This window comes from Limnohabitans sp. (assembly GCF_031539175.1).
Taxonomy (GTDB): Bacteria; Pseudomonadota; Gammaproteobacteria; order Burkholderiales; family Burkholderiaceae_C; genus Limnohabitans.
In genome coordinates this window covers 27,716-49,278 of sequence record NZ_JAVKLQ010000001.1, presented here as the reverse complement: position 1 = coordinate 49,278, position 21,563 = coordinate 27,716, and the positions used below count along the sequence as shown (strand labels likewise).

General features: G+C 58.4%; 22 protein-coding genes. 1 reads left to right on the top strand and 21 read right to left on the bottom strand.

What is annotated here, in order from left to right; genetic code table 11:
- Positions 1-8: 8 nt before the first annotated feature.
- The 19 genes from RMS95_RS00240 to RMS95_RS00150 all read right to left on the bottom strand — a co-directional run bounded on the left by RMS95_RS00240 (position 9) and on the right by RMS95_RS00150 (position 17,681).
- Positions 9-1,718 (bottom strand): long-chain-fatty-acid--CoA ligase, encoded by a 1,710-nt coding sequence (locus RMS95_RS00240; RefSeq protein WP_310642671.1) that lies wholly within the window; start codon positions 1,716-1,718, stop codon positions 9-11.
- A 47-nt stretch (positions 1,719-1,765) separates the two neighbouring features.
- Positions 1,766-2,917, bottom strand: coding sequence for an acyl-CoA dehydrogenase family protein (locus RMS95_RS00235; protein ID WP_310642670.1), 1,152 nt, complete (start codon positions 2,915-2,917; stop codon positions 1,766-1,768).
- Between the two features lie 7 nt (positions 2,918-2,924).
- The gene (locus tag RMS95_RS00230) at positions 2,925-3,752 is read right to left on the bottom strand and encodes an SDR family NAD(P)-dependent oxidoreductase (protein ID WP_310642669.1); all 828 of its coding nucleotides are present in this window, start codon (positions 3,750-3,752) and stop codon (positions 2,925-2,927) included.
- Between the two features lie 35 nt (positions 3,753-3,787).
- Entirely contained in the window at positions 3,788-4,207 is a 420-nt protein-coding gene (locus RMS95_RS00225) for a MaoC family dehydratase (protein WP_310642668.1), read from the bottom strand.
- Between the two features lie 10 nt (positions 4,208-4,217).
- The gene (locus tag RMS95_RS00220; RefSeq protein ID WP_310642667.1) at positions 4,218-4,661 is read right to left on the bottom strand and encodes a MaoC family dehydratase N-terminal domain-containing protein; all 444 of its coding nucleotides are present in this window, start codon (positions 4,659-4,661) and stop codon (positions 4,218-4,220) included.
- 10 nt (positions 4,662-4,671) lie between these two features.
- Complete coding sequence (locus tag RMS95_RS00215; protein WP_310642684.1) at positions 4,672-5,856, bottom strand: lipid-transfer protein; 1,185 nt, start codon at positions 5,854-5,856, stop codon at positions 4,672-4,674.
- Between the two features lie 105 nt (positions 5,857-5,961).
- Entirely contained in the window at positions 5,962-6,975 is a 1,014-nt protein-coding gene (locus RMS95_RS00210) for an AraC family transcriptional regulator (protein ID WP_310642666.1), read from the bottom strand.
- Between the two features lie 21 nt (positions 6,976-6,996).
- Positions 6,997-8,193, bottom strand: a complete 1,197-nt coding sequence (locus tag RMS95_RS00205) for a CaiB/BaiF CoA-transferase family protein (protein WP_310642665.1) — start codon at positions 8,191-8,193, stop codon at positions 6,997-6,999.
- A gap of 64 nt (positions 8,194-8,257) precedes the next feature.
- Positions 8,258-8,983, bottom strand: a complete 726-nt coding sequence (locus RMS95_RS00200) for an FCD domain-containing protein (protein WP_310642664.1) — start codon at positions 8,981-8,983, stop codon at positions 8,258-8,260.
- Positions 8,984-9,003: 20 nt separating this feature from the next.
- Positions 9,004-9,984, bottom strand: a complete 981-nt coding sequence (locus RMS95_RS00195) for a Bug family tripartite tricarboxylate transporter substrate binding protein (RefSeq protein WP_310642663.1) — start codon at positions 9,982-9,984, stop codon at positions 9,004-9,006.
- 153 nt (positions 9,985-10,137) lie between these two features.
- Entirely contained in the window at positions 10,138-11,094 is a 957-nt protein-coding gene (locus RMS95_RS00190) for a Gfo/Idh/MocA family oxidoreductase (protein ID WP_310642662.1), read from the bottom strand.
- A 20-nt stretch (positions 11,095-11,114) separates the two neighbouring features.
- The gene (locus tag RMS95_RS00185) at positions 11,115-11,993 is read right to left on the bottom strand and encodes a class III extradiol dioxygenase subunit beta (RefSeq protein WP_310642661.1); all 879 of its coding nucleotides are present in this window, start codon (positions 11,991-11,993) and stop codon (positions 11,115-11,117) included.
- Positions 11,994-11,995: 2 nt separating this feature from the next.
- Positions 11,996-12,427 (bottom strand): protocatechuate 4,5-dioxygenase subunit alpha, encoded by a 432-nt coding sequence (gene ligA / locus RMS95_RS00180; RefSeq protein WP_310642660.1) that lies wholly within the window; start codon positions 12,425-12,427, stop codon positions 11,996-11,998.
- Positions 12,427-13,344: an amidohydrolase family protein gene (locus tag RMS95_RS00175; RefSeq protein ID WP_310642659.1), complete on the bottom strand. Its 918-nt coding sequence runs from the start codon at positions 13,342-13,344 to the stop codon at positions 12,427-12,429. Before RMS95_RS00175 ends, ligA begins: the two co-directional genes overlap by 1 nt.
- Before the next feature lie 15 nt (positions 13,345-13,359).
- Positions 13,360-14,325: a tripartite tricarboxylate transporter substrate binding protein gene (locus tag RMS95_RS00170; RefSeq protein ID WP_310642658.1), complete on the bottom strand. Its 966-nt coding sequence runs from the start codon at positions 14,323-14,325 to the stop codon at positions 13,360-13,362.
- A gap of 19 nt (positions 14,326-14,344) precedes the next feature.
- The gene (locus tag RMS95_RS00165; RefSeq protein ID WP_310642657.1) at positions 14,345-15,181 is read right to left on the bottom strand and encodes a transporter substrate-binding domain-containing protein; all 837 of its coding nucleotides are present in this window, start codon (positions 15,179-15,181) and stop codon (positions 14,345-14,347) included.
- 14 nt (positions 15,182-15,195) lie between these two features.
- A complete protein-coding gene (gene ligK, locus RMS95_RS00160; protein WP_310642656.1) occupies positions 15,196-15,879 on the bottom strand; it encodes a 4-carboxy-4-hydroxy-2-oxoadipate aldolase/oxaloacetate decarboxylase in 684 nt (227 codons plus the stop codon).
- Positions 15,880-15,900: 21 nt separating this feature from the next.
- The gene (locus RMS95_RS00155) at positions 15,901-16,935 is read right to left on the bottom strand and encodes an amidohydrolase family protein (RefSeq protein ID WP_310642655.1); all 1,035 of its coding nucleotides are present in this window, start codon (positions 16,933-16,935) and stop codon (positions 15,901-15,903) included.
- Between the two features lie 29 nt (positions 16,936-16,964).
- Positions 16,965-17,681 (bottom strand): substrate-binding domain-containing protein, encoded by a 717-nt coding sequence (locus RMS95_RS00150; RefSeq protein ID WP_310642654.1) that lies wholly within the window; start codon positions 17,679-17,681, stop codon positions 16,965-16,967.
- Between the two features lie 106 nt (positions 17,682-17,787).
- Here RMS95_RS00150 and RMS95_RS00145 point away from each other — a divergent pair, with 106 nt between their 5' ends.
- Positions 17,788-18,699: a LysR substrate-binding domain-containing protein gene (locus tag RMS95_RS00145; protein ID WP_310642653.1), complete on the top strand. Its 912-nt coding sequence runs from the start codon at positions 17,788-17,790 to the stop codon at positions 18,697-18,699.
- 6 nt (positions 18,700-18,705) lie between these two features.
- On the opposite strand, the gene RMS95_RS00140 is transcribed toward RMS95_RS00145, so the two are convergent.
- Both RMS95_RS00140 and RMS95_RS00135 read right to left on the bottom strand, forming a co-directional pair.
- The gene (locus tag RMS95_RS00140; protein WP_405023341.1) at positions 18,706-20,298 is read right to left on the bottom strand and encodes a DHA2 family efflux MFS transporter permease subunit; all 1,593 of its coding nucleotides are present in this window, start codon (positions 20,296-20,298) and stop codon (positions 18,706-18,708) included.
- 1 nt (position 20,299) lies between these two features.
- Positions 20,300-21,550, bottom strand: a complete 1,251-nt coding sequence (locus RMS95_RS00135; protein WP_310642652.1) for an efflux RND transporter periplasmic adaptor subunit — start codon at positions 21,548-21,550, stop codon at positions 20,300-20,302.
- Between the last annotated feature and the right edge of the window lie 13 nt (positions 21,551-21,563).

Below are 21,563 nucleotides of genomic sequence, written 5' to 3'. Positions count from 1 at the left end.
TCAGTCCTTCACAAGGGGTTCGTGGTGGGTGCGGTATCCGTGGCTGATGCGTGGCGCTCTGCCTCTTGTAACTCGCGCCACAAAATTTTTCCGGTGCCGGATTTGGGCAAACTGTTGACAAAGCGAACGATGCGCGGGGCTTTGTAAACGGCCATGCGTTCACGCCCCCAGTCGATGACCGCTTGCTCGGTGAGTTGGCCTTTGAATTCGGGCTTGAGCACCAGCAACGCCATCACGTTCTCGCCGCGTTTGGCGTCGGGCACTGCGATCACGCACGCCTCGTGCACGGCTGGGTGTTCGTACAGGGTGTTTTCAACTTCAGCCGGCCAAACCTTGAAGCCCGAAACGTTGACCATGCGCTTGAGGCGGTCGCGCATAAAGAAATAACCTTCTTCGTCGACACTGGCCAGATCCCCCGTGCGGAAAAACGTTTTCCCATCCAGTTCGACAAATGACGCCTGGTTGGCTGGCTCGTTTTGCCAATAGCCGCGCATCAGTTGTGCGCCGCAAGCGACCAATTCACCCACCTCGCCCACCGGTAATTCGCGCAGTGTTTCTGGGTCCACGATGCGCGCGTCCACGCCGGGCGTGATCACACCCAGACACTGGCGCTTGCCGCGTGTCAGCGGGTTACCCAGCAAAAATGACGCGGTCTCGGTCATGCCATAGGCTTCGTTGTAGGCGATGCCAAAACGCGCTTGCAGCACATTGGCCACCGACTCCGGCATGGCTGCACCGCCGCCCGACAACACCGCCAAACTGCTCAGGTCGCGCTGCGCGGCAGCAGGGTTGGAAAAGAAGTCGATCAGCATGGCCGGTGGAGCCGCCCAAGCGCTGACACGGTGATGCTCAATCAGACGGGCTGCTGAAGCCGCGTTCCAGCGGGGCAGCATGACCACGGTGGCACCCAGCGTGATGGGCACATTCAGGCCGCCTTGCATGCCCAACATGTGAAACAGTGGCGCCACAGCCAAAAACACCGAGTCCATGTGCAGACCGCGCCAGACCTGCGAGGCCATGTTGGAGGCCAACACGCTAGCGTGGGTGTGCATGCAACCCTTGGGGTGACCTGTCGTGCCCGAGGTGTAAGGCAGCACACACAGGTCTTGGCTGTCGGGGTGCTGCGCGGGCGCGGGCAAGGCCTGTGCGATGGCGTCTTCGAGCCCGTGCAAGCCCGGGGTTTCAGTCCACTGGCGCGGCGCCAGCACCACGTCGGGCACGTCGTCGCTGACCGCTTGTTCGGGCAGACCTTCAGAGTAAACATGCACCAGCACCGCCTGCAAGGCATCGGTCATGTCGGGCTTCACCAGCGGCATGATCTGGGGCAGCAGCTCTTGTGCCACCATGGCCACGCGTGCGCCACTGTCTTGCATGAAGTAACGGATTTCGCTCTCGTTACACATGGCATTGACTGGCACCACCACGCCCCCCGCGCGCATGATGCCGTAGTAGGCCACCAGGTATTGTGGACAGTTCTGACTCATCAGCAAGACCCGGTCTCCGCGCTGCACGCCCAAGCGTTGGGTGAGGTAGCCCGCCAGCGCTTCGACCCGCGACAGCAACGCTGCATAGCTCAGCGTGCTGCCGCAAAAGATCACGGCAGGCTTGTCGGGGTAGCGCTCAGCGGCCACCTGCAGGTAATGCGTGAGCGGCACCTGCGGCAGGGACAAGGCGCGCGGCACCCCTTTAGGCCAATAGGGCAAGGACGATGTGGACATGAGCGGTTTTCCGGGCAGATGCGGTGTGGAGGGTCACAAGGGAGTGATCACAGACTTCGCGAAATCAGCTCTTTCATGACCTCGCTGGTGCCGCCATAAATGCGGGTCACACGCGAGTCAACAAAGGCACGGGTGATGGGGTACTCCATCATGTAGCCGTAGCCGCCGTACAGCTGCAGCAACTCGTCGAGCGCCTTGCCCAGCTCTTCGGTGGCAAACAGCTTGGCCATGGCCCCTTCTTGCACGGTGAGTTTGCGGCGCAGGTGTTCGCCCAAATACTGGTCCACCATCATGCGCACGGCGGTGGTGCGGACTTTGATCTCGGCCAGTTTGAAGCGGGTGTTCTGAAAGTCAAACAGCGGCTTGCCGAACACCACGCGCTCCTTGGTGTAGCGCACGGTCTCGTCAAACATGGCTTCCATCTTGGCGGCTGCACCCAGCGCGATCACAAAGCGCTCTTGCGCAAGCTCTTGCATGAGGTAGGCAAAGCCTTTGTTTTCTTCGCCCAAGATGTTGCTGACGGGCACGCGCACGTCTTCAAAAAACAGCTCGGCGGTGTCGGCCGCTTCTTGGCCCATTTTTTCGAGCTTGCGGCCTTTGCGAAAACCAGCGCGGTCGGCCTCGACCAAGATCAGCGACACGCCCTTGGCGCCCAGCTCGGGCTCGGTCTTGGCCACCACCACCACCAAGTCGCAGTTCAGGCCGTTCGAGATGAAGGTCTTGGCGCCATTGATGACGTACTCGTCGCCCTCGCGGCGGGCCGTGGTGCGGATGGCCTTGAGGTCACTGCCCGCGCCCGGCTCGCTCATGGCAATGGCGAGGATCACTTCGCCGGTGGCGCACTTGGGCAGCCAACGCTGCTTTTGTTCTGGTGTGCCCAGACGCTCGATGTAGGGCGCCACCACATCGGAGTGCAAACCAAAACCTAAGCCCCCCACGCCAGAGCGGCCGATCTCTTCAACGATCACAGCGGCATGGCCAAAGTCACCGCCGCCACCGCCCCACTCGGGGTCCATGGTGGCGCACAACAAGCCTTCGCGCCCGGCCTTGAGCCAGGTTTCGCGGTCGACCTTGCCGTCTTTGTCCCACTGGGCTTGGCGAGGTTTGCATTCGCGCTCCAGAAAGCGGCGCACAGTCGTGCGCAGCATCTCGTGATCGTCACGGAACACACTGCGGGGGAAGGTGAGGATGCTGTCCATACGCGCCTCAGGGACGGCCGCCGCCGCAAACCAACACCTGGCCGCTGACGTAGTTGGACTCAGGGATACAGAACATGTAAACCGCGCCTGCGGCTTCTTCGGGTGTGCCGCCACGGCCCAGCGGGATGGTGGCTTCTGCGGCCTTGAGGCGGTCGGGCTGCACGCCCACTGCGATGGTGCGGCCTTGGATGTCCACACTCGCATCGCCTGCTGTCAGGGGTTGTGTCAGGCGCGTCATGATCAGGCCAAAGGCCACGCTGTTGACGTTGACTTTGTAGCGGCCCCACTCTTTGGCCATGGCTTTGGTCAAACCGTTGATGCCGGCTTTGGCCGCCGCGTAGTTGGCCTGGCCTGCGTTGCCGTACACGCCCGAGGTGGACGAGATGTTGACCACCTTGCGGTGCTTGACCGTGCCTGCCTCGGCTTCGCGTTTGGCCGCTTCGCGGATGAAGCCCGAGGCTGCGCGCAAGATGCGGAACGGTGCCGTCAAATGCACAGCGAGCATGGCTTCCCACTGCTCGTCGCTCATCTTTTGCAGCACGTTGTCCCAGGTGTACCCAGCGTTGTTGACGATGATGTCGATGCCGCCAAAAGCGTCGAGCGCGGTCTTGACGAAACGCTCGCCAAAGTCGGTGTCGGTCACGCTGCCGATGCAGGCCACGGCCTGACCACCGCTGGCCACGATGTCGGCCACCGTCTGCTCGGCTGGGGCTTGGTCGAGGTCGTTGATGACGACGCGTGCGCCTTCGCTGGCGAGCTTGAGCGCGATTTCACGGCCAATGCCGCGACCAGAGCCTGAGACCAGGGCCACTTGGCCTTCGAGTTTGCGAGTCATGAAAATCCTTTGAAATGTGATTTTTAAAAATAGGTTCAGGCCAGCGCTACGACAGCGTCGCCAGCCAGCTTGATCTGACCTTCGGCGTTGACTGTGGTCAGGGACAGGCGCACACGGCGTTCGCCATCGACTTCGAATTTCTCGGTCACTTCGCCTGTGCAGGTGATTTTTTCGTGCACTTGGGTCATGGCGGCAAAGCGCACGCTGTAATCGCGAATGGCGGATTGCGGCACCCAGTTGGTGAGCAAGCGTGCCAGCCAGCCCATGGACAACATGCCGTGAGCAATCACGTCAGGCAGGCCGGCCGTGTGGGCAAAGTCGGTGTCCACGTGAATCGGGTTGTGGTCACCGGATGCGCCGCAGTACAGCGCCAACGTGAGGCGCGAGACAGGTGGCAACGTGAGCACGGGAATGGTGTCGCCCACACTCAGAGCGTCAAAAGAAGGGAGCGTCATCGGTGTTTCCTTAAGCATGGCGCAAAACCGTCACAGCGCGCAGATCGGCCACGGGCTCACCACGTTGGTTGGTCACGCGGGTTTTGCGCACGACAAATTCAAGGGCGCCACCTTTTTTGTCGTAGATGTCTTCGATACGCTGCTCAAAGCGCAGCACATCACCCGCATAGGACATGCGGTGAAAGGTAAATCCCTGCTCACCGTGCAAGAGCTTGCGGTAGTCCATGCCCAACAGATTGCGGATTGCGGCGGGGTCGGGCGACTCCATCTCCAAGCAAAACAAAAAAGTGGGAGGGACCGGCAAGGCTGGGTGCCCAGCGGCACGGGCGGCAGCGTCGTCTGTGTAGACCAAGTCGGTCTGCCCCGTGGCTTTGGCGAAAAAGCGCAGGCGCCCTTTTTCGACCAAGACCTCAAAAGCGGGCATGGTGTGCCCGATGAATTTCTTGTCAATCATGGGCAGCCTCTCAAACGGCTTGATACAAAGTCACCACGCACGCGCCGCCTAAGCCGAGGTTGTGCTGCAGCGCCAATCGCGCCCCTTCGACTTGGCGTTGATCGGCTTGGCCTCGCAGCTGCCAAACCAACTCGGCACACTGCGCCAAACCTGTCGCCCCCAATGGATGCCCCTTCGAGAGCAAGCCACCCGACGGGTTGGTGACCACACGCCCGCCGTAGGTGTTGTCGCCGTCCAAGATGAATTTTTCAGCCGTGCCTTCAGGCGTTAACCCCAAGGCTTCGTAGGTGATGAGTTCGTTGGCGGTGAAGCAATCGTGCAACTCCACCACATCCAGCGCATCAGGGCCAATGCCTGCGGCTTCATACACCTGCTTGGCCGCAGCCGCGGTCATGTCGTAGCCCACCACGCGACGCATGTCGTTGGTCTCGAAGGTGCTGGGCGTGTCGGTGGTCATGGCTTGGGCGGCAATGACCACCCGCATGTCGAGCTTGTGTTTCTTCGCGAAGTCTGCCGAACACACAATGGCTGCCGCAGCACCACATGTGGGTGGGCAACACTGATAACGGGTCAATGGGTCAAACACGCTGGGCGACGCCATGACCTCATCCAGCGTCAAGGTTTGACGAAACACGGCCAAGGGATTGCGTGCTGCATGTTGACGCGCCTTGACCGAGATACGGCCAAAGGTGTCGCGGCGAATGCCGTATTGCCCCATGTAGTCGCGGCCAGCACCGCCAAAAAATTGGGCGGCACGCGGCACGTCGGTTTGGTAGCCTTGGTGTGTGTTCATCACATCAGCGAAGCGTTGCATGGGCGATGGACGGTCGTCGTACGCGCCTTTCAAGGCACCGGGCACCATTTGGTCAAAGCCCAAGGCGATGGCGCATTCGACCATGCCGCTTTCCACCGCTTGCCGTGCCAAAAACAAAGCGCTAGAGCCGCTGGAACAATTGTTGTTGACGTTGAAGACGGGAATACCGCTCAAGCCAACGCCGTAGATAGCGGCTTGACCCGACGTGGAGTCACCATACACATAGCCCACGTAAGCTTGTTGCACGTGCTCGTAGCCGACACCGGCATCATCCAACGCCAGTTTGGCGGCGCGAGCACCCATAACGGTATAGGGTTCACTGGCGCCGGGTTTGGTGAATGGAATCATGCCGACACCCACCACGTGAACAGCTCTTTGCATACGGGTCATTTGTGCTCCTGAAAATGTGTTGCGTTGGATGCGAGTGTGAAACTCAACACACACAACTTCAATCACCGATCAGACCAAAATGATTGGCAAAAAAGATCAAAAATGGGTTTGGCGATAGGCCCCGGGCGAGACACCCGTCCACCCCTTGAAGGCGCGGTGAAAGGTGCTGGCCTCCGAAAATCCAAGGCGGTTGGCAATGTCGAGCAAGGTCAAATCGGGTTGACCCAAATACTCAATGGCGACGTCGCGACGCAAATCATCTTTGATGCTTTGGTAGCCCTGCCCTTCATCACGCAAGCGACGGCGCAAGGTTTGTGGCGTCATCGCCAAGGCATGCCCCACATCCTCTAACGAGGGCAACTCTTGCGCCAAACTGCGGCGCAACAAACGACGAATGCGCTCGGTCAAACTGGTTTGATCGCGGTACTTCACGATCAAACTCGCAGGCGCTTGCCGCAAGAACTCAGCCAAGCTTTGCGGGGTTTGCACCACGGGTAAATCTAGCCATGAGGCCTCAAAACGAAAGCCCATGGAATCACGCTCAAAGCGCAAGGGGGCCTGAAACAAGCGCCCTGCGTCTGACGTGTACTGGGCGTCAGCTTCTGGGTAAATCACATCCAGCAAAGGAATACGTCTGGCCACCAACCAACAGGCCAAGCCGTAGCAATAAAAACCAAACGTGCGTTTGGCATAGGCCACTTGTGGGGTGTGCGCAGCACGTGGCGTCAAACGCACCGAAACCACACCTTGTGAAATTTGCACACGCGGCACAAAGTCGTCGAGCATGAGGTGATAGAACTGGAAGCCTTGGGTCAAGACATCGCCCAAGGTTCGGCAGTGCACCAGCATGCGACACGATTGCACAAAGCTCCCGAGCTTCAAGGGGCGGCTGCACAACCCCCACAACTCATCGCGCGTGACGCGACGCAAGACCAACATCAAGGCGGCGTATTGGCCTTGGGTGACGCGTGACACAGGTGAATCAAGCAGGCTAGGAGAAATGCCAGCGCGCAGCAACAAAACATTGACATCTAAGCCACGTTGCAACGCCCCTTGCAAAATTTGCGTCACTTGGGCAATCGCAACGGTGTGGTGAGTGGTGGCTGCCATGATGGAATCAGTTGGCGTATCTCAAGCGACTGTGCCTTGTGCCATCAAGGCATCGACCTCATTGCTCGGGTAGCCCGCTTGCAAAAGAATCTCTGTCGTGTGCTGCCCTTGTGCTGGGGCGGGATAGCGAATCGCAAAGTCAAAGCCCGTCATCTGCACAGGGCTGCCAAATTGCACAAACGGTTTGCCCGCTGCAGATTGCCCAGGCAACACCATGCCGCGCGCCACGAACTGCGGGTGCGAAAGGCTTTCCTCCAGCTTCAGCACAGGCGTGACGCAGCAGTCAGACCCTTCTAATTTCTCGCGCCAATACGCCCACGTCTGTGCACCAATGAGTTGGGTCAGTTCTTCACGCACCCAATGCGATTGCTCAGGCGTGAGGGGATGGTGCATGGGCTGAAGATCGGGACGCTCAATCAGCACACAGAAGGTGTCCCAAAACTTTTTCTCCAGTGCCCCCACCACCACAAAACGCGCATCAAGGGTTCGGTATGTGGCATAGCAAGGCAACGCGCCTGTGAGCTTGTCTGCCCCAGGCGCTTGGGTGGCACCGCGTGTGTTGACGCCCGCCAAAGGCACCACAGCATGCGCCAACACCCCATCGGCGATGGCGATGTCAACATGCCGCCCCTGACCGGTCCGCGACGCGTCAAACAAAGCAGCCAAGATGCCCATCACAGCGGTCATCGTGCCGCCTAACAAATCGGCCACCGGCACATTGGAGAGGGCCAAATCTTGCGCAGTGCCCATTTGATCGGCAACCCCCGTCAGCGCGCAGTAGTTCACATCGTGCCCCGGCGCGTCCTTTTCAGGTCCTGTCTGTCCATACCCACTGATGCTGCAGTACACCAGCCGTGGGTTGACCGCTTGAATGGCCGAATAGCCAACGCCAAGGCGCTCCATCACGCCAGGACGAAAGCCTTCAATCAACACATCGGCTTGCTCGCACAGTCGCAACAACAACGCCACGCCACTGGCTTGCTTGAGGTTGATGCAGATCGACCGTTTGTTGCGATTGACCAACTGACGCACCGCTTCAGCGGCATAGTCACCGGCCCCAGTGTCTTCCACCTTGATCACCTCAGCCCCCAGATCGCCCAGATGTAGCGCGCACATAGGCCCCGGCAACAAACGCGTCAGATCGAGCACACGCACCCCCTGCAAAGGGGCTTGCTGCGCGCGGTCAGCCGATGGTGAATTGGATGCGTGAAGGGACATAAAAATTCCAAAAGTTCAAATTCAGTCTAAGCAGCCGCTGTCTGTGCAGCAATGGCCGAATTGCTCACTTTGATTGACGAGAATGATCAAGCACCTCGGGGATGGCCGAATCCATGTCCACACCGGCATATTCCAACCCGCGTTGGTGGTCCATCAAATGCTTGCGTGTCCATTCCACAGCCGCTTTGGCATCGCGTTGCTTGAGCGCTTGCCACACCTGCTGATGCGCCTCCAAGAGGCGTGCGCCAGACTGAGGCAAGGCCGGGGCAATGGAGGCATAGCCTGAGCGCATCAGCAAGCTCACAGGTGCGCGTGCAAGCAACAAGGCTTGGTTGTGTGTCGCTTCAGCCACCAAGGATTGGAATTCAATGGTCGCAGCAATCGGCGATTCACCACTTTGCACCAAAGCACGGGTGCGTTCTAAGTTGTGCGCCAACAAAGCCAACTCAGCATCGTTGATGCGCGCCGCCGCGAGGCTGGCACACATGGGCTCCAAGGTGCAAGCCACCTCCCAAACATCGCGGTAAGTCACTTGATGCATGCGCAGTGCACGCTCGGCAGCTTGGGCCAAATCGTGGTGTTGCGGGATCGTCACCACCAAACGCTTGCCCACGCGCTTGATCAGACCGTCCTGCTCCAGCTGTCGAAGGCCTTCACGGATGGTCGAGCGGTGCACACCAAAATGGGCCGACAAGTCGGCCTCGATGGGCAACGACTGCCCTTCTGGAATCTCGCCACGCACAATGCGTTGGCGCAGATCGTCAGACACAATGCTGTAAGCAGGTGTCATGCAGGCACGCGGCGTGGCCGTCAGTCAGCGGTGAAGCCCGATGCTTTGATGATGGGCTCCCACTTTTTAGCGGCAGTCGTCTGGCGGTCCACCAACTCTTGGGGCGATTTACCCACAGGTAAAAAACCCATGACATTGAGCTTTTCTTTGACATCCGGCAGCGCCATCACTTTCGCCAGCGCTTGGTTCCATGTGGTCACGGCACTGACAGGGGTATTGGCGGGGGCATACAAAGCGTTAAAGCCCATGCCCGTGACATTGGGCAAACCTAATTCGGTGAACGTCGGCACATCGGGGGCTTGAGGAATGCGTGCCTCCGACGTGACGGCCAAGATCTTGACCTTGCCTGCACGGTGCGACTCCACCTGACTCGTCGCCACGTCAAACGATGAACTGATTTGTCCCCCCATCAAAGCCAACATGATCGGCGCGCTGCCTTGGAAAGGCACGTTTTGCATCGGCACATCAATCGCTTGCCCAAGCAAGATGCCATAAAAATGGTGAGGCGCCCCCAACGCAGGTATGCCGTAATTGGCATCCTTCGGATTTTTCTTAGCCCAAGCGACATAGTCGGCCCACGTGTTGACTTTGGGGGCCGTGCCGACCGCAAAGCCAAAGGCGAACTCAGCCACCGTGCCCACAGGCACCAAGTCCTTTTTCACGTCATAGCTGAGCTTTTTGAAGGTGTAGGGGTAAAAAACAGTCAAGGCGTCGGGGCCCAACATCACGACGCTGCCGTCTGCGGGTGACGCCTTCAGTGCATCCACCGCGATACGCCCACCTGCGCCCGTTTTGTTGTCCACCACCACCGGACGGTTGAGTTCCGTTTTGAGCTTGTCTGCCAACAAACGCGCGATCGCATCGAAAGAGCCGCCCGCCGGAAAACCCACGATGATTTTGGCAGGTGTGCCCTCTTGCGCATGCGCTGGCAAGGTGCAAACAAGGCCAACCACGCTGGCCATCAAGGCACTGACGAAGTGACGACGTTGGAAAAAGCTCATGGGGGTCTCCTGGTTGTTGTTCATCAACTTTGAAAAATAATTGTCCGACAATTGATTTTTCGGCCATCCCATGAAAACCCTTAAAGCATAAAAAAAGGAGCCTGACGGCTCCTTTTCTTTGCAACGCGGTTTGGGCGATGCTTGCCCAATGCCTCACGCGTTGAGTTGCAACTCCAACTCATGCAGCACCTTGTAACAAGGCAGCACTTGAGCCACGCTGGAGTTTGGCTCGCGACCTTCTTGGATGGCTGCAAAGAACTCACGGTCTTGCAACTCGATGCCATTCATGGACACCGCCACTTTGGACACATCGATTTGCTCTTCTTTGCCGGTGTACAGGTCGTCGTAACGGGCCAAGTAGGTACCCGTGTCGCCGATGTAGCGGAAATAGGTGCCCAAGGGGCCGTCGTTGTTGAACGACAAGCTCAAGGTGCAAATCGCGCCATTGGCTGCTTTGAGCTGAATGCTCATGTCCATCGCGATACCCAGTGTGGGATGGATCGGGCCTTGCACCGCATTGGCTTTGACGATGGGGCTGCCTGCTTGGTAAGCGAACAAGTCCACGGTATGGGCCGCGTGGTGCCACAGCAAGTGGTCGGTCCAGCTGCGGGCTTGGCCCAACGCGTTCATGTTGGTGCGGCGGAAGAAGTAGGTTTGCACATCCATTTGCTGAATGTTGAATTCACCGGCTTTGATTTTGTTGTGGACCCATTGGTGGCTGGGGTTGAAACGACGGGTGTGGCCACACATCGCGACCAAGCCTTTTTCTTTGGCCACGCGCACGACCTCCTCGGCGTCTTTCCAGCTGTCGGCCAAAGGAATCTCCACTTGCACGTGTTTACCGGCTTTCAAACAAGCCAAGCTTTGTGCGGCGTGCATTTGTGTGGGGGTGCACAAAATCACGGCATCGACTTCAGGCAAGGCCAAGCTGTCGGCCAAATCGGTGGTGACGTGCTTGATGCCGTATTTGTCAGCCACTTCTTTGGTCTTTTCGAGATCACGGCTGATCAATGACACGACTTCCACGCCGTCGATGTTTTTGATGCCGTCCAAATGTTTGATGCCGAAGGCACCAGCGCCAGCCAAGGCGACTTTGATGGTTTTGCTCATGTTGTTTTCCTCTTGATGACTTATGCGTTCTCTAAGATCGCGTGACCGACCGCCGTGTTGGATGCAGGCACATGGTAGAAACGGTGCTTCAATTTGGGCGCTGGCCCCGTGACTTTGCCGTCTTGAATGTCAGACATGGCACCGCGTGCAATCAACCACATGACCAACTCAATGCCTTCGCTACCGGCTTCGCGCACGTAGTCAATGTGTGGCACTTGCGCACAGGCCACGGGGTCGTTGATCATCAAGTCGAGCCAGTTGTTGTCCCACTCGCGGTTGATCAGGCCCGCACGCGCACCTTGCAACTGGTGGCTCATGCCACCTGTGCCCCAGATGTGCACATTGATGTCTTCGTCGTAGCTCTCAATGGCTTTGCGAATGGCTTGGCCAAGATTGAAACAACGCTGGCCGCTGGGCACAGGGTATTGCACCACGTTGACGGCGAATGGAATGACGGGGCAAGGCCATGCGCCTTTGACAGGGTCTTGCTCGCCGCACATCAACGACAAAGGCACGGTCAGGCCGTGGTCCACATCCATCTTGTTGACGATGGTCAGGTCGAAGTCTTGTTGGATCACAGACTGTGCGATGTGGGACGCCAACTCGGGATGGCCTTTCACCACAGGCACGGGACGTGCACCGTAGCCTTCATCGGCAGGTTTGTATTCCGCTGCTGTGCCGATGGCAAACGTTGGGATCATGTCCAAGCTGAACGCTGTGGCGTGGTCGTTGTACACCAAGAAGATCACATCGGGCTTGTTGTCCTTCATCCATTGCTTGGAGAAGTCGTAGCCAGCAAAAACTGGCTTCCAGTAGTCTTCTTGTGTCTTACCGAGGTCCAACGCAGCGCCGATGGCGGGCACGTGAGAGGTGTAAACGGATGCGGTGATTTTTGCCATGGTTATTTCTTTCCTGCGCCTTGAGGCTGGTTCTGCGCTTGCGCGTCGCCGTTTTCACCAATCACGCGATTGCCTTCGACGGAGCGGCCGCCGTGGATCATCATGTTGCGGTATTCCTCTTCGGTCATGCCGGTCATGGAGCCTGCCATTTGTTGGAAGCTCAAGCCATCGGTCGCACCGATTTTGGCGAGGAAGTAAATGTTGCCGCCCGTGCGCATGCACCAGTTCAAATCACGGGCCAGCACGGCCTGCTTTTGTTCTTCGGTCATGGCCCACTCGTCGAGGTAAGCGCGCTCGTTGGCTTTGAAACGCGTGCGGTTCTCGGCTTTCATGAGCGACATGCAGAACTGGTTGAGCCAGTAGCCTTTGCGCGACTGCTCGGCATCAAAAATGATGGTGCCGGGAACGTCTGTGTAGGGTTTGTCGAGTGCCATTAAAAACTCTCCTCTGGCCAGTACAGGCGCATGGGGTTGTCCACCAAGAGTTTCTTTTGCAGCTCAGGCGTGGTTGCGATGTGCGGGATGAAGTCCACCAACAAGCCGTCATCAGGCATGTGGTCTTTGAGGTTGGGGTGTGGCCAATCGGTGCCCCAGATCACGCGATCTGGAAACTCGTCCACGATGCGCTTGGCAAAGGGAATCACGTCTTGGTAAGCGTTTTGTTCACCGTTCAAAGCCTTGGGGCCAGACACCGACAAACGCTCGGGACAGGTCACCTTGCTCCACACGTTTTTGTGCTCGCGCATGAACTTCACAAACAACTCAAACTCAGGACCATCCACAGGTTTGGTCACGTCGGGACGGCCCATGTGGTCCACCACCACATTGGTCGGCAAAGCCGTGAAGAAGTCCCACAACTCGGGCAAGTCGACCGCTTCAAAATAAATCACCACATGCCAGCCGTACATCTGAACGCGTTTGGCAATTTCAAGCAATTCGTCTTTGGGCGTGAAGTCGACCAAGCGCTTCACAAAGTTAAAGCGCACACCGCGCACGCCCGCGTCGTGCATGGCTTGCAATTCGTCTTCGGTCACGCTGCGTTTGACAGTGGCCACGCCACGCGCTTTGCCACCGGAACTGACCAAGGCATCCACCATGGCGCGGTTGTCTGCACCGTGGCAGGTGGCTTGCACCACCACGTTACGCGCAAAGCCAAGGTGGTCACGCAAAGCGTAGAGCTGGGCCTTGGAGGCATCGCACGGGGTGTACTTGCGCTCGGGTGCGTAAGGGAACTCGTTGCCTGGGCCAAACACGTGGCAGTGTGCATCCACAGCGCCTGCAGGCAATTTGAATTTGGGTTTGCTGGGGCCGGTGTACCAGTCCATCCAGCCGGGGGTCTTTTGAAATTCCATGTGCTCCTCTTTTCTTCAATCAGGTTGAATGTTGGCTTCGCGCACCAGCTTGGCGTAACGCTGGCGTTCGGAACGAATCAGTTGGGTGAACATCTCTGCGCTGCCAGGCACGACTTCACCGCCCACAGCGTTCATGCGCTCGCGCACTTCTTTGGTTTGCAAGGCTTTTTGCACTTCGTCGTGCAACTTGCTCACGATCGGTTTGGGCGTGGCCGCAGGGGCAACCAGCCCGTACCAAACCGAGGCTTCAAACCCCGGAAAACCTGACTCCGAAATGGTCGGAACATCAGGGAAGATGGCACTGCGGTTGGGACTCAACACAGCCAACACTTTGAGTTTTCCGCTCTTGACGTGTGGCAACACTTCCAGCGCATTCACGGCCACCAAAGGCAGTTGACCACCAATCACATCCGTGATGGCTGGCGAACCACCGCGATAGGGAATGTGCTGCAAGTCGATGCCTGCAGCACGACCAAACAACTCAACCGCCATGTGTGGCGTAGAGCCATTGCCAGGCGTGCCAAACGCAATGCTGTTGGGTTTGCCTTTGGCCGCGTCGATCAATTGCTTGATGTTGGTGTAGGGCGCATTGGGGTTCGCGGCGATCACCACAGGCACACGACCAATCAGTGACACCGCCACCAAATCGCGTTCGGCATCAAACGGTGCGGGTTGGTACAACGACATATTGGCTGCCAAGGCATTGGCCGCCATCATCATGGTGTAGCCATCGGGCTCGGCCGTGATCACCGACTTCACAGCAATGTTGGTACCGGCCCCCGGTTTGTTTTCTACGATCACAGGCTGGCCCATGCTGACCGACAAACTTTGGCCAATGGTGCGAGCCACCACATCTACCGCACCGCCAGCGGCATAACCCACCACCACCTTGATGGGCTTGCTGGGGTACACCTGGGCCATGGCTTGGCCCGCGATCAGGCATGTCAACAGAATCGAACTGATACGTTTCAAAGCACTCATCGTCGTTTCCTTTTAAAAATCAATCGGCTTGTGCCAACCCACGCAAACCCGCGCGGCTGGCCATTTTTTGCAGTTCACCACGGCTGACCAAGGTTTGTGCGAACTCACGCAAATACGGCATGGCCATGTCGCGGCCTTTGGGAATGGCCATGGCTAAATTCTCTAAGCCCCAACGATCTTTCAGGACCTGAGCGCCTGGCACTTTTTCGGCCAGTTCAAACAAGATGCCCTTGTTGGTGGCGAACGCGTCTAATTCGCCGCGTTGCAACATCTGCTGCGCCACGCTGAGCGATGGCACAGGCACCAACGTGGCCTGTTTCAAACGGGCCCCCAAGACGCCTTGCGACGAGCTGCCTTGGCTCACACCCAGACGCACATTCGCACGGTCCACCTCTGCAAAGCTTTGAATGCGGCTGTTGGCAGGCACCAGCACGCCCAACTCCAACTGAATCAAGGCTGGGGTGAAGGCGATGTCTTTGGCGCGAGCCGCCGTTGCGTTGGTGAAGGTCATGTCGACCTCCGACCTTTTGAGTGCTTCAATCACTTCGGCAACGCGCGGATATTCCACCACTTGCACGGGCACACCCAACTGCTGCCCCAAGGCGTGGCCCAACTCAAACGCCACACCGTGGGACTGACGTGTCTTGGCATCACGCACCCACGAAGTGGGGCTGCCCAAATACACCCCAACGCGCAGCACGCCCGTGGGTGCCAACGTCTGTTGCACCTCGGGCGCCACCGACAAGATTGCCTGCGCCGATGCGGGAGACGGGGTTTCCCATGTGCTGACGCATGCCGTCAAGCCCAACAGGGCTGCAAAAGCAAACGACTTCACAAAGCGACGTGCGGTATGCATGAAATGAAGGTGCGTTAGTCGATGTACTTCAAGCCTGCAGCAGCCAAAGGCTCGCGCATCTTGTACATGTCCAAGCCCAACACGCCAGACGCCAACTTGGCGCGCTTTTCGCCTTCGTTGGCCTCGCGGGCTTGTGCCGTCGCCAGTGTTTTGGCAGCCATGGCAGCGGGCACGCAAACCACGCCGTCGTCGTCCGCCACGATCACATCACCGGGGGTAATGAGCATGCCCGCGCACACCACAGGAATGTTCACCGAACCCACCGTCGCTTTGATCGTGCCTTTGCTGCTGATGGCTTTGCTCCAGACGGGAAAACCCATCTTGGTCAACTCTTTCACATCGCGCACACCGGCATCGATGATCAAGGCACGTGCGCCACGGGCCATGAAGGACGTGGCCAGCAAGTCGCCAAAGTAGCCGTCGGTACATTCAGCCGTGATGGCCGCGACCACGATGTCGCCGGGCTGGATTTGCTCAGCCGCGACATGCATCATCCAGTTGTCGCCGGGGTGCAGCAAGACCGTCACAGCCGTGCCTGACACTTGCGCGCCTGCATAAATGGGACGCATGTAGGGCTTCATCAGACCGACACGGCCCATGGCTTCGTGCACCGTGGCAGAACCGAGAGACGCCAAAGCGTCGGCGGTTGCGCGATCAGCGCGGGTGATGTTGCGGTAAACAACGCCGAGTTCGTACATAAGAAATCTCCTAAGAATTGATTAGCGGCCTTGCGATTTCAGCTTGGTGTCCAAGCGCGAGAACACGCGACGCGCGTTGCCCTCGTACACCTGATGGCGCTCGTCCGCATTGAGGTTGAGCGTGGACTCGATGTAGCGCTTGGTGTCGTCGTAGTAGTGGCCAGTTTCTGGGTCGATGCCGCGCACGGCACCAATCATTTCGGAGGCGAACATGATGTTTTTGACTGGAATCACTTTGGTCAACAAGTCGATGCCCGGCTGGTGGTACACGCAGGTGTCGAAGTAGATGTTGTTCATCAAGTGTTCCGTCAGCAACGGCTTTTTCAGCTCTTGTGCCAAGCCACGGAAGCGGCCCCAGTGGTAAGGCACCGCGCCGCCGCCGTGGGGAATCAAGAACTTCAAAGTGGGGAAATCTTTGAACAAGTCAGAGGTCAAACACTGCATGAAGGCCGTGGTGTCTGCGTTCAAGTAATGCGCGCCGGTGGTGTGAAAGCAGCCATTGCAGCTGGTCGACACGTGAATCATGGCGGGGATGTCGTACTCGACCATCTTCTCGTAAATGGGGTACCAAGACTTGTCGCTCAGAGGAGGCGATGTCCAGTGGCCACCGGATGGATCGGGGTTCAGGTTGATACCGACGTTGCCGTATTGCTCCACGCACTTCACCAGTTCGGGAATGCACGTGGCGGGGTCCACGCCGGGTGACTGGGGCAACATGGCCGCAGGCACAAAGTTGTTGGGGAACAACTCTGACACGCGGAAGCACAGCTCGTTACAAATGGCCGCCCAAGTGGACGAGACTTGAAAGTCGCCAATGTGGTGCGCCATGAAGCTGGCACGTGGGCTGAAGATGGTGATGTCAGAGCCGCGCTCTTTCATCTTGGCGAGCTGGTTGGTCTCGATGGTCTCGCGCAACTCGTCGTCGCTGATTTTCAGCTCGGACACTTTGGGCATAGACGCGGGGTCTTTGATGCCAGCGATTTGGCGATTGCGCCATTCTTCCAAGGCCTTAGGCGCTGTGGTGTAGTGACCGTGGACGTCGATGATGAGAGACATGAATACCCCTTACAGAATGAAATTAAAAATCAAAGCCAGTCCATGCCTTGCTTGCGCTTGACGTCTTCCACGCCAGCCGAAGCCAAGAACTGCAGAAATGCTTGCACCGCCGACACACGCGTTGCGTCACCCGCGATGACGGCAGGAATACCAGATGAAAACGTGGTGATGAACGCCACATCCGCAGGCAGGGTTCCCAGCACATCAATGCCAGGCAAAGCAATGAGCTCACTCAATTGCTGAAAGCCCAAAGCGGCTTGACCACTGGCCACCAACGCACCCACGGGTGTGCCAGGTGGCGGCACCACGATGCGCGCCTTCACTTCGTCGGCAATGCCCCAACGATCGAATAGTTTTTCTAGGTAGACGCCGCTCGGGCCCGTGGAATAGCTGAGCGTGGGGCTGGCCAACACGGCGGCTTTGAGCGCCGCTTCGTTGCTCAGGTCTGGGCGTGCGGCGCCAGCTTGCACCGCCACGGCCACGGGTGAACGCACCCAGTCGCTGCGACTGCCAGCCATCACCTGGCCCGATGCGATCAACCGGTCGATGGCGTCTGACGCCAACAACACCATGTCAAACACCTCACCGGCTTGCACGCGCTTGGCCGCATCCACACCCCCGACCGATTCCAGCTGCACCACCACGCCCGTTTGAGCTTGGTAGACCTGCACCAAATCGGCAAGCAGCGCCTTGGTGGCCATGGACGAAATACCGCGCAGCACGAGTGAAGGTGTAGAGATTTGCATGTCACAGATTCTAGAGATTTGCCCTCCCAAAATGCGACACATTGAGGACTAGCTGCTATAACGTTATTAAATAACGGACAATCGGTTATTCAAAACAGGCAAGCTCATGGAACTCAAACAAATCGAATCTTTTGTGCGTGTGGCCGAGTTAGGCAGCTTCACCAAAGCCGCCGCGGCTTTGGGCATTCCGCAACCTTTGTTGAGTCGGCATGTGCGTCAGCTTGAGGTTGAGTTGCACCAAAACTTACTGATGCGCAATGGGCGTGGCGTGACCGTCACCGAAGCTGGCTTGGTGATGCTCGAGCATGGACGAGGCATCTTGCACCAAGTGACGGTGGCGCAAGAAGAGTTGGGGTCAGTGCGCGGGGCCTTGACTGGGCGGGTGTCGATTGGTTTGCCCCCGAGCTTGTCCAAGCTGGTCACCGTGCCTTTGACTTTGTCATTCAGAAACACGCTGCCGCATGCGCAACTCTCGCTGACCGAAGGATTTTCAGTGTTGATGGTGGAAAGTTTGCGCGCAGGCCGCTTGGACATGGCCGTGCTCTACAACCCACCGCCCTCCCCCGATTTAGAGATGACGGTGCTGCACGAAGATGCGCTGATTTTGATTGCAGGTAAAAAACGCCAGTCCAACGCCTCCGAGCCCGCGCTGAAAGCGGTGATGCCGTTGTCTACCTTGAGCGAATTGCCGCTGATCGTGCCCAGTCGCCCCAACGCATTCCGTTTGTTGATCGAAACCGAAATGCTGCGCATCAACTGCAAACCCAAAATCGTACTGGAAATTGACGGCTTGAACGCGATTTTGGAGTTGGTCAAGGAAGGACTGGGCTACGCCGTGCTGCCGCCCTACACGCTGCGCAATTTCGGCACCACCCACGACTTCACCATCCACCGCATCGAAAAACCCAAACTCACCAGCCAACTCATGCTAGTGTGGTCAGCGCGCCGCCCCATGACGGCCACCCACAAAGCGGCCATGCAAGTCACCCAAAACATGGTGGCACAAGCGTTGGTGTAGGGGCGTTCAGTGTGCCCCGCCCGCATCAGGCGCGGCGGCAGTCGGGTGGGCAGCCGGTCGACGCGTGAGCCAAATCAGGGCAATCAGCACAATGAACACCACCGAGGACGCCAAAAACACATCGTCTGCGGCACGGGTGTAGGCCTGTTGGTCAATCAAACGGTTCATTTGCACCAAAGCCTGTTCGGCGGTCAGGCCACTGGCTTTGAGGCCGTCCAAAGTGCTCATGAACAGCGGGTTGGTCGGCGTCAATGCTTCCGTCAAGTGGGCATGGTGCATGGCCGCACGGCTGTCCCACAGCGTGGTGGCGATGGAGGTGCCCATGGCACCCGCCATGATGCGCACGAAGTTGCTCAAGCCCGCGGCGGCTGGAATGCGTTCTGGCGGTTGCCCAGACAGGGTGAGCGTGGTCAACGGAATGAAAAAGAATGCCATCGCACCGCCCTGCATGAGGGTGGGCCACAAGATGTGGTCGAAATCGGTTTGCAACGTGAATTGCGAACGCAGCCATAACACCAGCGAGAACATCAAAAACGCCCCTGTGGCCATGCGACGCGGGTCCCATTGCCCGACCTTCTTTCCCACCAAAGGCGTGAGCAAAATGGCAAATAAGCCCACCGGCGCCAAAGCCATGCCTGCGGAGGTGGCGGTGTACCCCATCCATTGCTGCAACCACAGCGGCATCAACACCACGTTGCCAAAAAACAAGCCATAAGCCACCGACAGGGCCAAAGCACCGAACGCAAAGTTACGCCCTTTGAACAAACGCAGGTCGACCACGGGGTGTTTGTCGGTCAACTCCCAGACCACGAACACGGCAAAGGCGACCAAAGCCACCAGCCCCAAGGTGAGAATCTCGGTCGACGCAAACCAGTCCAACTCCTTGCCTTTGTCGAGCATGAGCTGCAAAGCCCCCACCCACACGACCAGCAGCGACAGGCCCACGGTGTCGATGGGCAATTTACGAATTGGCGTTTCACGCTTGCGGTAAATGGCCCACGTCATACCTGCCGAGAGCAACCCCACCGGTACGTTGATGTAGAAAATCCAAGGCCATGAGACGTTGTCGGTGATCCAACCACCCAGCAACGGCCCCACCACAGGTGCCACGAGCGTGGTCACGCCCCACAAGGCCAAAGCCGTGCCCGCTTTCGCGCTGGGATAACTGGCCAACAACAAGGTTTGCGACAACGGAATCATGGGCCCCGCCACCAACCCTTGCATGACGCGAAAGACGACCAACATTTCCAGCGAAGGGGCAAAGCCGCATAGCCAGCTGGTGAGCACGAACAACAAAATACTGGCCGTGATCAAACGCACAGCCCCAAAACGGATGGTCAACCAGCCCGTCAAAGGCACCGCAATCGCATTGGCCACACCAAAGCTGGTGATGACCCAAGTGCCCTGCCCTGGGCTGACGCCCAAGTCGCCGGCAATGGCGGGGATCGAGACGTTGGCAATCGATGAATCCAACACGTTCATGAAGGTCGCCAAGGACAAGGCCAAAGTCCCCAGCAACAGCATCAAGCCATGCAGGGGCTCGGGTCTGGGTGGCGCGGCGGCGGCAGCGGCAGTCACTGGCGTGTCAGAAGCCGCCATGTCAAAGCGGCGCGGCAGCGCTGGATGGGGTGGACTCAGTGCGCGCTGCTGCGCTGGCACGGCCTAAGTTAGCAGCGATGATGCGGGCCACTTCGGCATCGGCTTGGGCTTGTTGCGCGTCATAAATGGTGGTGGACGACACAGGGCCTTCGCGGGTCACATCGGACACCACGCGGCCACTTTGGTCTGCCGTGTCGACCGTCACGTCCATGGACAGGCCCACGCGCAAGGGGTGTTCGGCAAGCTCTTTGGGGTCCAACACGATGCGCACAGGCACGCGTTGCACCACTTTGATCCAGTTGCCCGTGGCATTTTGTGCGGGCAACAACGCAAATGCAGCGCCTGTGCCTGCGCCTAAACCGGCCACCTTGCCGTGATACACCACGCTTTGGCCATACACATCGGCACGCAATTCGGCGGGTTGACCAATGCGCAGTTCTTTGAGTTGGCTTTCTTTGAAGTTGGCGTCGACCCAGAGTTGATTCAACGCCACCAAGGTCATCAAGGGCGTCCCCGCTTGCACGCGTTGACCCACTTGCACGCTGCGTTTGGCGATGTGTCCTTCGATGGGCGCTTTCAAGTCAATGCGCTGAAAGGCCAAATATGCTTCGCGCAGACGCGCTGCGGCACGCGCCACGTTGGGGTGGTTATTCACGCTGGTGCCTTCGGTTTGGGTCAAGCCCGCCGTCAGCTGTTCTTGCGCGGTGATGACAGCGGCTTGGGCTGCAGCGGCGGTGCTTTGTGCGCCAGCCAATTGGGCGCTGACGTGCTGAAACTCCTCTTGACTCACCGCACCACGGGCCACCAAAGGCGCACGACGGTTGACATCGTCTTGCACACGGGCCAAATCCACCTGCGCGCGTTTCAAATCAGCCTCACGCAAACTCACCTGCGCATGCAGCGAGGCGCTGCTGGCAAACAACGAACGCACGTCACGCACTGTTTGTGCGAGCTGTGCTTGCGCCTGCTCCAAAGCCACGCGTGCATCGGCGGCATCGAGTTTGACCAAGACCTGACCGGCTTTCACAAAATCGGTTTCATCCGCTTGAATGGCCTGCACCGTGCCGCCCACCTGGGGGGTGATTTGCACCACATTGCCCACCACATAGGCGTTGTCTGTGTCGAGGTGATGACGCCCCACCAACCAATGCCAGCCCACCCACAACAAGGCGATAACGGTCACCGCAATAGCGATCAACGTGAGGCCGCGGCGGCGTGCTGCGCCCATGACATGGGGAGACGAATGACTCATACAAATACTTTCA